Consider the following 12,574-nt stretch of genomic DNA (forward strand, 5'->3'; position numbering starts at 1 on the left):
CGCCTCCCAGCCTGTTCGCGCAAATCTGGGGGGCGGTGTTGTTTTGTCGCAAGGGGAGGGGGCGGGCCCGCCGCCAAAGCCACCAAGCGCTGCGAGGCGGTGTGTTTCCCCGGCCTTAACCCTGTTTTTTCGGGCGTTCCGCGGCTCCGGAGGGTGACCTCGGGTCTGCGCGTCACAGTGCCCGATGGACGCAATCGGCTGGCTGGATTTGACTCAGGTCAATGTAGAGCCCCGGTAAAAAATCCAAATGCTACACTAAGCTTTACGTGTCAGGAGTCGCTCTGTGTCATCCGTCGAGGAACCCAAATCTCTCTATGCCGCGCGGGAACCGATCTTTCCGCGCCGTGTCAAAGGGACGTTCCGCTCCCTGAAGTGGTGGATCATGCTGTTCACCCTTGGGATCTATTACATTACCCCGTGGATCCGCTGGGATCGCGGGCCGAACCTGCCGGATCAGGCGGTTCTGGTGGATCTTGCCAACCGCCGTTTCTACTTCTTCATCATCGAGATCTGGCCCCATGAGTTCTATTTCGTGGCTGGCCTGTTGATCATGGCCGGGCTTGGCCTGTTCCTCTTTACTTCGGCCATGGGCCGGGTCTGGTGCGGCTATGCCTGCCCGCAGACCGTATGGACGGACCTGTTCATTCTGGTCGAGCGCTGGATCGAGGGCGACCGCAACAACCGCCTGCGCCTGCATCGCCAGAAATGGGATGCGCGCAAGGTTCGGCTGCGGGTGACCAAATGGGTCACCTGGTTGCTGATCGCCGTGGCGACCGGCGGGGCCTGGGTGTTCTATTTCACCGATGCGCCCACGCTGCTGGTGGATCTGCTGACCTTCAGCGCCCATCCCGTGGCCTATACGACCATCGCGATCCTGACGGCCACGACCTTCGTTTTTGGCGGGTTCATGCGCGAGCAGATCTGCATCTATGCCTGCCCCTGGCCGCGTGTGCAGGCGGCGATGATGGACGAGGATACGATCACCATCGGGTATCGCGACTGGCGTGGCGAGCCCCGTGGCAAGCACCGCAAATCCGAGGACGCCGCCGAAAAGGGCGACTGCATCGACTGCATGGCCTGCGTGAATGTCTGCCCTATGGGGATCGACATCCGCAACGGTCAGCAGATGGAGTGCATCACCTGCGGGCTCTGCATCGATGCCTGCGACGACATCATGGCCAAGATCGGCAAGCCGCGCGGGTTGGTCGACTACATGGCGCTGTCAGACGAGCCGACCGAACGCGCGGGCGGCAAGGGCAAGCACCCTTGGGCGCATATCCTGCGCCCGCGCACGATCCTCTATACCGTGCTCTGGGCCGGGGTCGGGGTTGGCCTGACGGTGGCGCTGTTCCTGCGGTCGGATATCGAATTGACCGTGGCGCCGATCCGTAACCCGACCTTCGTGACCCTCTCGAATGGCGACATCCGCAACACCTATGAGGTGCGCCTGCTCAACAAGCATGGCGAGGACCGCCGCTTCGATCTTGCGATCGAGGCCGAGGATGCGGCGGGCCAGAGCCTGCAGATCGATCTGGAAGGGAGCGACGGCCTCTGGGTCACCGTGCCCGCCGACAGCACGCAGCTTCAGCGGGTCTATGTGGTCGGGCCCAACGGCTCGCAGGCTGCCGAAAGCGACCGGACCGAGTTCCGGCTCTGGGTCGAGGATTTCACATCGGGCGAGCGCGCCTACAAGGACACCGTGTTCAACGGAAAGGGAAGCAAATGAGCAAGACGCAGGAAAAGGAATTCACCGGTCGCCATATGCTGATGATCATGGTCGGGGCGTTCGGGATCATCATCGCCGTCAACGTGACCATGGCCGTGAACGCGGTCGGCACCTTCCCCGGGCTCGAGGTCAGCAACAGCTATGTCGCCAGCCAAAAATTCGACGACGACCGCGCCGCGCAGGAGGCGCTGGGCTGGACCACCGACGTGCGGCTTGAAGATGGGGCGCTGCATCTGGTCTTCACCGATGCCGAGGGCGCGCCGATCCGGGCCGAACTGGTGGATGTCACCCTCGGGCGCTCGACCCATGTGCGGGACGATCAGACGCCCGCCTTCCGCTGGACCGGACGGGACTATGTCGCGCCGGTCTCGCTCGATGGCGGGAACTGGAACATCCGGCTGGTGGCCCGGGCCGAGGATGGCACCGAGTTCAAGCAACGCATGATCTTCTACGTCAAAGGTTGAGATGTCGGATCTGAGCGCAGATAGCCTGAGCCCCGGGGGCGCCTCTGCCTGCCCGGCCTGCGCTGCCGCCCCGCTGGCCGAAAGCCTCGGCAGCCGGGACGTGCGGGGCGGGGTTGTGCTCAGCCTGCCCAAGATCCATTGCGCCGCTTGCATCACCGGGGTGGAGCGCTTGCTCCATGAGACCCCGGGCGTGCGCGCGGCGCGGGTCAACCTGACCCTGAAACGTGCCCAGGTCGAGATCGAGGAGGGGGTGACCTCTGCCGAGGCTCTGACCGCGCGTCTGACCCAGGCGGGGTTCGAGGCCTATGAGCTTGATCCTGGCCAGCTCGGCAATGCAGAGGCCGACCGCCCGGCGCGCGAGCTTCTGATGCGGCTCGCCGTGGCGGGGTTTGCCATGATGAACATCATGCTGCTCTCCGTGGCGGTGTGGTCCGGGGCCGAGGCCGCGACGCGGGACATGTTCCACTGGATCTCGGCGGCGATTGCGATCCCGGCGGTGGGGTTCTGCGGCCAGCCCTTCTTTGCCAGCGCCTGGGCGGCGCTGCGCGGCGGGCGGCTGAACATGGACGTGCCGATTTCGCTGGCGATCCTGCTGGCGGTGGGGATGTCCCTTTATGAGACCGCCCATTCCGGCGATCACGCCTATTTCGATGCCGCCGTGTCGCTGACCTTCTTCCTGTTGGCGGGGCGGTATCTCGACTTTCGCACCCGTGCCTCGGCGCGCTCTGCCGCGCAAGAGCTTGCCGCCCTCGAAGTGCCCCGCGCCACGAAGCTTGTGGGCGGCACCGAGGTGCAGACGGCGATTGCCGAGCTTGCCGTCGGGGACCTGATCCGGGTGACGCCCGGGGCGCGCATCCCCACGGATGGCGTGATTGCCGAGGGTGTCTCCGAGCTCGACCGCTCGCTTTTGACCGGAGAGACCCTGCCGGTGCAGGCCCGTCCTGACACGGTGGTCTCGGCGGGGGAAATGAACCTGACCGGTGTGCTGACCCTGCGGGTGACGGCGGCGGGCGAAGACAGCTCGCTCCACCGGATGGCCGAACTGGTCGCGGTGGCCGAGAACGCGCGCTCGCGCTACACCTCGCTCGCCGACAAGGCCGCAGCGCTCTATGCGCCGGGCGTGCATATCCTCGCGGCGCTGACCGGGTTGGGCTGGCTGCTCTATTCCTCGGATCTGCGTCTGTCGCTGAACATCGCCAGTGCGGTTCTGATCATCACCTGTCCCTGCGCGCTGGGTCTTGCGGTGCCTGCGGTTGTGACCGCTGCGTCCGGGCGGCTTTTCCGGCGCGGGCTTTTGATCAAGAGCGGTACGGCGCTCGAGCGGTTGGCCGAGGTCGATACGGTGGTGTTCGACAAGACCGGAACCCTGACCCTGGGCCAGCCGGTGCTGCAAAATGCCGATGCGATCCCTGCAGAGACCATGGCGCTGGCGGCAAGCCTCGCGCGGGGCTCGGCCCATCCCCTGGCCCAGGCGCTCGCCGCTCACGCGCCAAGCGCGGACGCGCCCGGGTTGGAGGAACTGCGCGAGGTGCCCGGCCACGGGATCGAGGCCCGGTGGCAGGGCCAGCATGTCCGCCTCGGGCGCGCCGACTGGGTCGGCGCACAGGCGCGGGACGTGACCGCCACATGGCTGCGTGTCGGTCAGGCGGATCCGGTGGCCTTCGAATTCGCCGATGCCTTGCGCCCCGGAGCCGCTGAGGCGGTGGAGGCTTTGCGGGCGCGCGGTCTGGCGATCAAGCTCCTGTCCGGGGATGCCGCCGCCCCCGTGGCGCGGATCGCGGCGGAGCTTGGCATCGACGACTGGCAGGCCAGCTGCCGCCCCGAAGACAAGGCGGCCGATATCGCGGCCCTGTCGGAGGCCGGGCACCGGGTGCTCATGGTGGGCGACGGGCTCAATGACACGGCGGCGCTGACGGCGGCCCATGTCTCGATCTCGCCGGCCAGTGCGCTGGATGCGGCGCGCGTGGCCTCGGATGTGGTGCTGCTGGGCAAGGATCTCGCCCCGCTGGGCGATGCCTTCGAGACTGCGCGCAAGTCCACGCGGCTCATTCGGCAGAACTTCTCGATTTCGACAGTCTATAACGTGATCGCGGTCCCGCTCGCCATCGCGGGTCTTGCGACGCCGCTGGCCGCGGCGCTGGCCATGTCGCTCTCGTCGATCTCGGTCAGCCTCAACGCGCTTCGGGTCCGCTGAGCCATGGAGATCCTGAGCTACCTCATCCCGATCTCACTGACCCTTGGGGGGCTGGGCCTCGCCGGGTTCTTCTGGATGGTCAAGGCGCGGCAGTTTGACGACCCCGAGGGGGACGCCAATCGCATTCTGTCCGACGAGTTCGACGACAAGCCGAAATCCTAGGAGGTCGGGCTGACCGGGTCGCAGGGCACGTTCTGCGCCGACAGGCGGCGGCAGGCCATGGCAGCCGTCTCTTCGGTCAGGCCAACGAAATTCGCGTCGAACTTGCCGCCCCGCTGGGACACCTTGCGCAGTGCCTGATCCAGCGTGCCGGTCTCTTTCAGCGCGATCTTCAGAAGGACGCGCTCGGCCTGATAGCGGGTCGTGTAAGAGCCGATATGGATCCCCCATTGCCGCCCGCCCGAGGTCGAGACGCGGGTCACCACCTCCGGCTCCGTTTCCGGGCCCACATCCGCAAAGCGGCGCGGCTCGGGGATGGGCAGGGGCTTGGCCAAGGCGGGCATCGCAGCGGCCGCGGCCCCTTGCGCCTTGGGCACGCTGGCAAAGCCCAGCTGCTGCGGCACGAGAGAGGCAATGGCCGTGGTCACCGGCTCGGGCGCGGCCTCTGCGGCGGCTTCGGCGGTATCGCTTTCCACCGCAGCCAAGCTGGCCGTGGTGCCCGCGACCGCCTCTTTCACCGACGGCGTGAGCATGGCGATCAAGGCTTCGCCGCTCTGATCCGGCGTTGCCCCGCGCAGCGGGCGGGCCGCTGGGCGCGGGCTCTTGGCGAGCTGGGTGCTGCTACGTTTGACCGAGGCCACCGCCGTGTCATAGCGGGGCAGGGCGGGCTTGCGCACGGAGGCATGGGTCGGCGCGCGCTGGAAGCCCATATCGAGCAGCTCGGCCACCCGCGCATTCCGCGTCGCCGTGGAGCGCCCGCCAAACACGGTCGCGATGATCCGCTCCTGTCCGCGCTCGGCGCTGGCCACGAGGTTGAACCCCGCCGCCCGCGTGTAGCCGGTCTTGATCCCGTCGGCGCCGCGATAGGCGTTCAGCAGCCGCCGGTTGGTGTTGTTCACCGTGCCCATGGTCGTGTTGGTCGAGCGGCGCGAGAACAGGTTGTAGTATTCGGGGTAGTCATAAAAGAGGTGCCGCCCCAGAATGGTCATGTCCCGCGCGGTGGACAGATGCCCGTCCTCGGTCAGGCCATGGGCATTCTTGAAGGTCGTCCGGCTCATGCCGAGCGCTTTGGCCGTGCGGTTCATGCGCCGGGCAAAGGCCGCCTCGGATCCCGAAATCGCCTCGCCGATCGCCGTGGCCGCATCATTGGCGGATTTCACCGCCGAGGCCCGGATCAGGTAGCGCAACGCGATCTTCTGGCCCGCGCGCAGGCCGATTTTCGAGGGCACTTCGGCGGCGGCCTTTTTCGAGACGCGGACCTTGGTGTCCAGCCCGATCTCGCCGAGGCGCACGGCCTCGAACGCGATATAGAGCGTCATCATCTTTGTCAGGGAGGCCGGGTGCAGGCGCGTATCCGCGTTGCGCGAATGCAGAACCTCCCCGGTGCGGGCGTCCATCACCATCGCCGCATAGGGCGCGGCGGATGCGGGTTTGGCGCCCAAATGTGCTGCTAGGCACAGGAGAACGACCGCGATTAAACGGAATCCTTCTAGGCTATGGCGTGCCATGTCTGCTCGATCCTAATTGCTGCCTCTGGGTGCGCCTCGTTGGATGCACCGCGTTTTTGTATGCTTGAAGGATAGCACGTAAGGCCCGTGCGAGGAACGATTTTTAGGTTAATTTTCTGGAAGATTTTAGCGGTCGGAATCCCATATCTTGGGTCTGTCCGAGCCGCGCCCCATAGCGCCTAGGCGATCAGCCGGTCGATCAGGGGCAGCAGCGCGCCCAGATCGGGTACCTCGTGGAAGCGGTGAGACTCAACCGGCGGGGCGGCGTGCTCCAGCTCCCATGTCAGGTCATGGGGGACATGCACCCCGTAGGCCCCCGCCGCAATCGCCGGGATCACATCGGACTTCAGCGAGTTGCCGACCATCATCGCTCCGGCGGGTCCATGGGGGTCGGCGGCAAAGGCGCGGGTATAGGTGTCGGGGGTCTTGTCCGAGACGATCTCGACCGCATCAAAGAGCTCGCCGAGCCCCGATTGCGCCAGTTTGCGCTCCTGATCCAGCAGATCCCCCTTGGTGATCACCACCAGCCGGTACTGGCCCGACAGGGCGGCGATGGTTTCGGCCGCCTCGGGCATCAGGTGGATCGGATGGCGCAGCATCTCCTGCCCGGCCTCCAGCAATTCGGAAATCACAGCCCCCGGCACCCGCCGGTCCGTGACATCCAGCGCGGTCTCGATCATCGACAGAACAAACCCTCTGATCCCGAATCCGTAATGGCCCAGATTGCGGCGCTCTGCCTCCAAGAGGCGATCATGAAGGTGATCGCGCTCTACATACTCCGCCAGAAGGTCTGCGAATCGATCCTGTGTGAGACGAAAGAACTGTTCGTTCTGCCAAAGCGTGTCATCCGCATCGAACGCAATCGTGGTTAATTTCGTCATTTTGCCTGCCTTCAACCGGACCGGAGCGTCCCCGGCGCGACCCTTTTGTCCGCCATTCCCGGCGCCTTGCTCTTTTCAGACCGGTCACAGGGCTTATATTGCCACGGGAACGCGCATGACCAGAGCGGTTGCGAATGACAGGATACACCCCGATAGCCATGTCCGATGATCCCGGCACGCCGAAGGATGACACGAGCGTCATCACCAAGACACGGACCAAGACGGAGAAACCTCCGCTCTACAAGGTCATGATCTTGAATGACGACTACACGCCGATGGAGTTCGTGGTGCATGTGCTCGAGCGGTTTTTCGGCATGACCCATGGTCAGGCGGTCGAGCTGATGCTGACCGTGCACAAGAAAGGCCTCGCCGTGGTCGGCGTCTTTTCCTACGAGATCGCCGAAACCAAGGTCGCCCAGGTCATGGATTTTGCGCGGCGGCACCAGCACCCGCTGCAATGCACCATGGAAAAGGAATAACGCGGCTCCGCGTTGCCTATGCCCGTTCAACGTCTCTCGCTCGCGCTGGATCGCGCCTATTTCGACTGGCCCGAGGGCCGAATCCTTGCCCTGCGCCCGCCTGTCGGAACCGATGGCTTGCCGCCAGATCGCACGCAGGTGGTTCATGGGTTCCGCCCGGAATTCACCGCATGGGACCGCGCGGGGTATGAGGTGCAGCCCAATGCAGAGGGCGCCTTTGCGGCGGCCTATCTCTGGGTCCCACGGGCCAAGGACCACGCCAAGGCCCTGCTGGCCGAGGCGATCACGCGCACCGGCCCGGGCGGGCTGATCGTGATCGATGGTCAGAAAACCGACGGGATCGACAGTCTGATCAAGGCGGCCAAACCGCTGCTGCCGGATCTGGACAGCGACGCGAAGGCCCATGGCAAGATCCTCTGGGGGCATGTGCCGGACCCGGTTTCCGCGCTGGACGGGCTCTTGCCATCCCCCACTGCGCCCGAGGGCTGGGAGACCGCCTTGTCGGGATTTTCTGCCGGGGCGGTGGATGCGGGCTCGGCGCTGCTGACCGATCACCTGCCCGCTGGCATCCGGGGCGACCTGCTCGATCTCGGGGCCGGGTGGGGGTATCTCGCCAAGACGGCCCTGCAGCGCCCGGAGGTGACGGGCGTCGATCTGGTGGAGGCCGAGTATGACGCGCTCGAGGCGGCCCGCCGCAATATCGACGATCCGCGCGCGCGCTTTCTGTGGGAGGACGCCGCGGTCTTCGCCCCGGGCAAGCGCTATGACGCGATCCTGTGCAACCCGCCCTTCCACACGTCGCGCAAGGCGGACCCGGCTCTGGGCCAGATGTTCCTGCGTACGGCGGCACGGCTGCTCAAGCCCGGCGGGGTGCTCGCCCTTGTGGCAAACCGTCATTTGCCCTATGAGCACACGCTCGCAGAGTGCTTTGCCGAGGCAGAGACCGTAACCGAGGCGCAAGGCTACAAAATCGTGCATGCGCGCAAACCGCGCCAATCGGGCGCCGCGCGCCGCAGCTGATCCCCCTTTCATGATATCGGAGACGACGTATGTCCTTCTCTATTTCCGGAAAAACCGCCATCGTCACCGGGGCGGCCAACGGGGTTGGCCTCGCCATTGCGCGCCAATTCGTGGACCACGGGGCGAATGTGATGTTCGCCGATCGTGACGAGGCGCGGCTCGAGGACGAGGTCGGCAAGGCCAGCGAGCAGGATGGCGCGGCGCGGTACTACGCGGGCGATCTGCGCGAGCGGCTGACCCAGGCGAACCTGCTCTCGGCCACGATCGACGCCTTCGACCGGGTGGATATCCTTGTGAATGCCAGCCGTCAGATGATGGTGTCGGACCCGCTCGACCCGGATGAAGACAATGTCGCCCCCATGCTGGAGCAGAACCTGATGACCGCATTGCGGCTCAGTCAGCTCGTGGCGAAGCGGATGATCAAGCAGGTCGAGGCCGATGGCGATGACGAGGTTCCGGCAGGGGCCATCGTCAACCTGTCCTCCATCGCCGCACGCCAGACCCATGCGCAGCTTCTGGGCTATTCGGTCGCCTCGGCCGCGCTGGACCAGATGACCCGATCCATGGCCGTGGCTCTGGCCGAGCATCGGATCCGGGTGAATGCGGTGGCCTTCGGCAGCGTTATGAGCGCCAGCCTCAAGGACGTGCTCAAGGACAACAAGGCCCTGCGGGGCGAGATCCTCGACTGCACGCCCATGTCGCGGATCGCGAAATCCTCGGAAGTGGCCGACGCGGTGCAGTATCTCGCCTCGGCCGGGTCAGGCTTCGTGACCGGTCAGATCATCACCATCGATGGGGGGCGCACCCTGCTCGACCCGGTCACTGAGCCCGCGCACTGATCATGCAGGTATTGTAGTCGCGCCGTGCCCGCTCCTTGAGGCCGGGGAGGCGCTTGCGCAGATCCGCGGCGATCTTGCGCTGCTGATCTTCGTCCACCGCCACGGGGCGATCCCGCCGCGTCTCGAACTGGTTGGTACAGATGGTGCGCGGGGACAGGGTCGCGTAGCAATCGCTCACATCGATATCGACCCATGTGTCCTCCTCGAGCCGATACCCCCGCAGCGCCGAATCCTCTGCTTCCGCGATAAGCGAATAGACCGTGACCAGCTCGCGCGTCGCGACGGTAAAGCACACATCCTCGTCCGGAATGGCGCAGGCCGACAGGGCTGCGAGCAGGAAAAGAGACACACGAACTGTCATTGGGTCCTGACAGTCGCGGGCAAAACTGCTAGCCAGAAGGTCAGACGAAGGAGACCCAAATGACCGAAGACTTCACCGAGCGCAAGGCCCGTGCCTCGTCCTGGTTCCGCACTCTGCGCGACGAGATTGTCGCCGCATTCGAAGGGCTTGAGGACACGCAGACCGACGGACCTTTCGCGGATCTGCCCGCCGGGCGCTTCGATGTGCGCGAGACCAGCCGCGCCTCCGAGGACGGGTCCGATGCCGGCGGCGGTCTGATGAGCGTGATGCGCGGTGGGCGTGTGTTCGAGAAGGTCGGGGTCAATATCTCCACGGTGTATGGCGAGCTCGCCCCGCGCGCCCAGGCCGCCATGGCCGCGCGCAAGGGCGTGCCCGGCATGGATACCGATCCGCGTTTCTGGGCCTCGGGCATCAGCCTCGTGGCCCATATGCGCAACCCCCACAGCCCGGCAGTGCACATGAACACCCGCATGTTCTGGACCCCGCAAACCTGGTGGTTCGGTGGCGGCTCGGACCTCAACCCCTGTATCGAGAAAGAGGCGGACACGGCAGAGTTTCACAACGTGCTGAAGACCTATTGCGACAAGCATGATGCCGCGCTCTATCCCAGGTACAAGGAATGGGCGGATGAGTATTTCTTCGTCCCCCATCGCGGGCGCGCGCGGGGTGTCGGCGGGATCTTCTACGATGATCGGAATACCGGCGACTGGGAGGCCGATTTCGCCTTCACCCAGGATGTCGGGCGCGCCTTCCTGCCGGCCTTCCTGCCGGTGACGGAACGCAATCGGAACCTGCCCTGGACCGATGCCGACAAAGAGGCGCAGCTTGTCCATCGCGGTCTCTATGCCGAGTATAACCTGGTCTATGATCGCGGGACGAAATTCGGGCTCGAGACCGGCCATGACGCGACTGCGGTCCTCATGAGCCTGCCGCCCGAGGCGAAATGGCCCTGAGCCGGGGCCCGGGCATTCGTTCACAACCATAGCGACGCGATCTCCATGTCTTTGGCCTAAGGGCCAGAGGCAAATTTTTGGTTAACAGCTTCTTGCCGCTCAAGCGCTGCTCCGGCGCAGTCCCCTGTTTCCAGTCCGTGGAAAGTCGCTACCATGCGGCAGGTAGTGGGAGGACATCATGACCAGATACATCACGCTTGCGACCCTGATCGCCCTGACCGGTGGGGGCGCTTTCGCGCAGGAGGCCGCCGACAGTGTCGCGCCCGAAGCGGCCAGCGCGGCGGGCCCGTTCTCGGGCCTGTCCGACGCCGCCCGCGCGGCGCTTGCCACCAAGACCGAAGGTGCGCCGGTGGCCGCCCAGACCTGGATGGTTGCCGCGGCCAACCCCCATGCGGTCGAGGCCGGGGCGCGGGTACTCGGCGAGGGCGGCACGGCCGCCGATGCCATGGTCGCCGTGCAGGCGGTGCTGGGGCTGGTCGAACCGCAATCCTCAGGGCTGGGCGGCGGCGCTTTCCTGGTCTGGTATGATGCAGAGAGTGGCGAGCTGACCACCCTGGACGGGCGCGAAACCGCCCCGCTTTCGGCCACGCCGACGCTCTTTCAGGACGAGGCGGGCGAGCCCCTGAAATTCTTTGATGCTGTGGTGGGCGGCCTCTCGGTCGGTACGCCGGGAACGCCCGCGCTCATGGCCGAGGCCCATGCCCAGTGGGGCACGCAGGATTGGGCGGGGCTCTTTGCCGAGGCGATTGCGCTGGCCGATGGGGGCTTTCCGGTCTCGCCGCGCCTCGCCACGCTCGTTGCCGGGGATGCCGAGCGGCTCTCGCGCTTTGCGGCCACGCGGGATTACTTCCTGCCCGGCGGCACCCCGCTTGCCGAAGGGGACCGGCTGGTCAACCCGGCCTATGCGGACACGCTGCGGAAGATCGCGGCCCTGGGGGTCGGTGCCTTCTATGGCGGCGAGATTGCCGAGGATATCGTGGCCACGGTTCGCACCGCGCCGGGCAATCCCGGTGTGCTCTCGATGACCGATCTCGACCTCTACACGGTCAAGGAGCGCCCTGCCGTTTGCGCCACCTACCGCGCCCATGAGGTCTGCGGGATGGGCCCGCCCTCCAGCGGGGCGCTGACCGTGGGGCAGATCCTCGGGATGCTCGACAGCTATGACCTGTCGGCGCTCGGGGCCGAGAACCCCGAAGCCTGGCGGCTGATCGGCGATGCCTCGCGCCTCGCCTTCTCGGATCGTGGCCGCTACATGGCCGATAGCGATTATGTCCCCGTCCCGACCCAAGGGCTGGTGGCACCCGCCTATCTGGCCGAGCGCGCGGCCCTGCTGGACACGGATGCCGCGCTCGAGAGCGTCAGCCCCGGCAGCCCGGAATTCGATCATGCGCTGCTCTGGGCGGATGATGAGAGCATCGAGCTGCCCTCGACCTCCCACATCTCGATCGTCGATCAGTATGGCAACGCGCTGTCGATGACGACCACCATCGAGAACGGCTTCGGCTCGCGGCTCATGGTGCGGGGCTTCCTGCTCAACAATGAGCTGACGGATTTCTCTTTCCGCACCCATCGCGAGGGCGTGCCTATCGCGAACCGGCTGGAGCCGGGCAAGCGCCCACGCTCGTCGATGTCGCCGACCATCGTGATGAAAGATGGCGCGCCGAGCATGGTGATCGGCTCCCCCGGGGGCAGCCGGATCATCGGTTACGTGGCCAAGACGATCATCGCGCAGCTCGACTGGGGGCTCGATCCGCAGCAGGCCGTCGCCCTGCCGCATCTGGTCAACCGGTTCGGCACCTATGATGTGGAGGCCGGGACCAGCGCCGAGGATCTGTTGCCCGCGCTTGAGGGGATGGGTTTCAAGATGAACGCGCGTGGCCTGACCTCGGGCCTGCATGTGATCACCATCGGAGACGGGCTGCTTGGCGCGGCCGATCCGCGCCGCGAGGGCATCGCCCTGGGCGACTGAGGCACCGAGCCAGAAACAGCG

General features: G+C 65.9%; 12 protein-coding genes. 9 read left to right on the forward strand and 3 right to left on the reverse strand.

Features of this window, described 5'->3' with window-relative positions; translation table 11 throughout:
- Positions 1-283 precede the first annotated feature (283 nt).
- The 4 genes from ccoG to ccoS are packed head-to-tail and all read left to right on the forward strand — an operon-like array spanning position 284 to position 4,546.
- Positions 284-1,726, forward strand: coding sequence for a cytochrome c oxidase accessory protein CcoG (gene ccoG, locus ACP150_RS05040; protein ID WP_424965459.1), 1,443 nt, complete (start codon positions 284-286; stop codon positions 1,724-1,726).
- The gene (locus ACP150_RS05045; RefSeq protein ID WP_424965460.1) at positions 1,723-2,190 is read left to right on the forward strand and encodes a FixH family protein; all 468 of its coding nucleotides are present in this window, start codon (positions 1,723-1,725) and stop codon (positions 2,188-2,190) included. Before ccoG ends, ACP150_RS05045 begins: the two co-directional genes overlap by 4 nt.
- Position 2,191: 1 nt before the next feature.
- The gene (locus ACP150_RS05050) at positions 2,192-4,384 is read left to right on the forward strand and encodes a heavy metal translocating P-type ATPase (protein ID WP_424965461.1); all 2,193 of its coding nucleotides are present in this window, start codon (positions 2,192-2,194) and stop codon (positions 4,382-4,384) included.
- 3 nt (positions 4,385-4,387) lie between these two features.
- Positions 4,388-4,546: a cbb3-type cytochrome oxidase assembly protein CcoS gene (ccoS, locus tag ACP150_RS05055; RefSeq protein WP_424965462.1), complete on the forward strand. Its 159-nt coding sequence runs from the start codon at positions 4,388-4,390 to the stop codon at positions 4,544-4,546.
- On the opposite strand, the gene ACP150_RS05060 is transcribed toward ccoS, so the two are convergent.
- Together ACP150_RS05060 and ACP150_RS05065 are read right to left on the reverse strand one after the other, a co-directional pair.
- A complete protein-coding gene (locus ACP150_RS05060; protein WP_424965463.1) occupies positions 4,543-6,051 on the reverse strand; it encodes a D-alanyl-D-alanine carboxypeptidase family protein in 1,509 nt (502 codons plus the stop codon). The two genes, ccoS and ACP150_RS05060, sit on opposite strands and share 4 nt — an antisense overlap.
- Positions 6,052-6,230: 179 nt before the next feature.
- Entirely contained in the window at positions 6,231-6,932 is a 702-nt protein-coding gene (locus ACP150_RS05065; protein WP_424965464.1) for an HAD family hydrolase, read from the reverse strand.
- Positions 6,933-7,090: 158 nt separating this feature from the next.
- Here ACP150_RS05065 and clpS point away from each other — a divergent pair, with 158 nt between their 5' ends.
- The 3 genes from clpS to ACP150_RS05080 are packed head-to-tail and all read left to right on the forward strand — an operon-like array spanning position 7,091 to position 9,270.
- A complete protein-coding gene (gene clpS, locus ACP150_RS05070) occupies positions 7,091-7,411 on the forward strand; it encodes an ATP-dependent Clp protease adapter ClpS (RefSeq protein WP_424966018.1) in 321 nt (106 codons plus the stop codon).
- An 18-nt stretch (positions 7,412-7,429) separates the two neighbouring features.
- A complete protein-coding gene (locus ACP150_RS05075; protein WP_424965465.1) occupies positions 7,430-8,431 on the forward strand; it encodes a methyltransferase in 1,002 nt (333 codons plus the stop codon).
- Positions 8,432-8,460: 29 nt separating this feature from the next.
- Positions 8,461-9,270, forward strand: coding sequence for an SDR family NAD(P)-dependent oxidoreductase (locus tag ACP150_RS05080; RefSeq protein ID WP_424965466.1), 810 nt, complete (start codon positions 8,461-8,463; stop codon positions 9,268-9,270).
- Here the strand turns inward: ACP150_RS05080 and ACP150_RS05085 are convergent.
- The gene (locus ACP150_RS05085) at positions 9,251-9,631 is read right to left on the reverse strand and encodes a hypothetical protein (protein WP_424965467.1); all 381 of its coding nucleotides are present in this window, start codon (positions 9,629-9,631) and stop codon (positions 9,251-9,253) included. The two genes, ACP150_RS05080 and ACP150_RS05085, sit on opposite strands and share 20 nt — an antisense overlap.
- Positions 9,632-9,690: 59 nt before the next feature.
- Here ACP150_RS05085 and hemF point away from each other — a divergent pair, with 59 nt between their 5' ends.
- Entirely contained in the window at positions 9,691-10,584 is an 894-nt protein-coding gene (gene hemF, locus ACP150_RS05090) for an oxygen-dependent coproporphyrinogen oxidase (protein ID WP_424965468.1), read from the forward strand.
- A 178-nt stretch (positions 10,585-10,762) separates the two neighbouring features.
- Positions 10,763-12,553, forward strand: a complete 1,791-nt coding sequence (gene ggt / locus ACP150_RS05095; RefSeq protein WP_424965469.1) for a gamma-glutamyltransferase — start codon at positions 10,763-10,765, stop codon at positions 12,551-12,553.
- Positions 12,554-12,574: the final 21 nt, after the last annotated feature.

This window comes from Dinoroseobacter sp. S375, from assembly GCF_049800775.1.
GTDB lineage: Bacteria > Pseudomonadota > Alphaproteobacteria > Rhodobacterales > Rhodobacteraceae > Dinoroseobacter.

Coding starts and splice junctions, on each gene's coding strand:
- ACP150_RS05065 (WP_424965464.1), bottom strand. CDS start 6,932: ATGACGAAATTAACCACGATTGCGTTCGATGCGGATGACACGCTTTGG.
- ACP150_RS05060 (WP_424965463.1), bottom strand. CDS start 6,051: ATGGCACGCCATAGCCTAGAAGGATTCCGTTTAATCGCGGTCGTTCTC.
- ACP150_RS05075 (WP_424965465.1), top strand. CDS start 7,430: ATGCCCGTTCAACGTCTCTCGCTCGCGCTGGATCGCGCCTATTTCGAC.
- hemF (WP_424965468.1), top strand. CDS start 9,691: ATGACCGAAGACTTCACCGAGCGCAAGGCCCGTGCCTCGTCCTGGTTC.
- clpS (WP_424966018.1), top strand. CDS start 7,091: ATGTCCGATGATCCCGGCACGCCGAAGGATGACACGAGCGTCATCACC.
- ccoS (WP_424965462.1), top strand. CDS start 4,388: ATGGAGATCCTGAGCTACCTCATCCCGATCTCACTGACCCTTGGGGGG.
- ACP150_RS05085 (WP_424965467.1), bottom strand. CDS start 9,631: ATGACAGTTCGTGTGTCTCTTTTCCTGCTCGCAGCCCTGTCGGCCTGC.
- ACP150_RS05045 (WP_424965460.1), top strand. CDS start 1,723: ATGAGCAAGACGCAGGAAAAGGAATTCACCGGTCGCCATATGCTGATG.
- ACP150_RS05050 (WP_424965461.1), top strand. CDS start 2,192: ATGTCGGATCTGAGCGCAGATAGCCTGAGCCCCGGGGGCGCCTCTGCC.
- ACP150_RS05080 (WP_424965466.1), top strand. CDS start 8,461: ATGTCCTTCTCTATTTCCGGAAAAACCGCCATCGTCACCGGGGCGGCC.
- ggt (WP_424965469.1), top strand. CDS start 10,763: ATGACCAGATACATCACGCTTGCGACCCTGATCGCCCTGACCGGTGGG.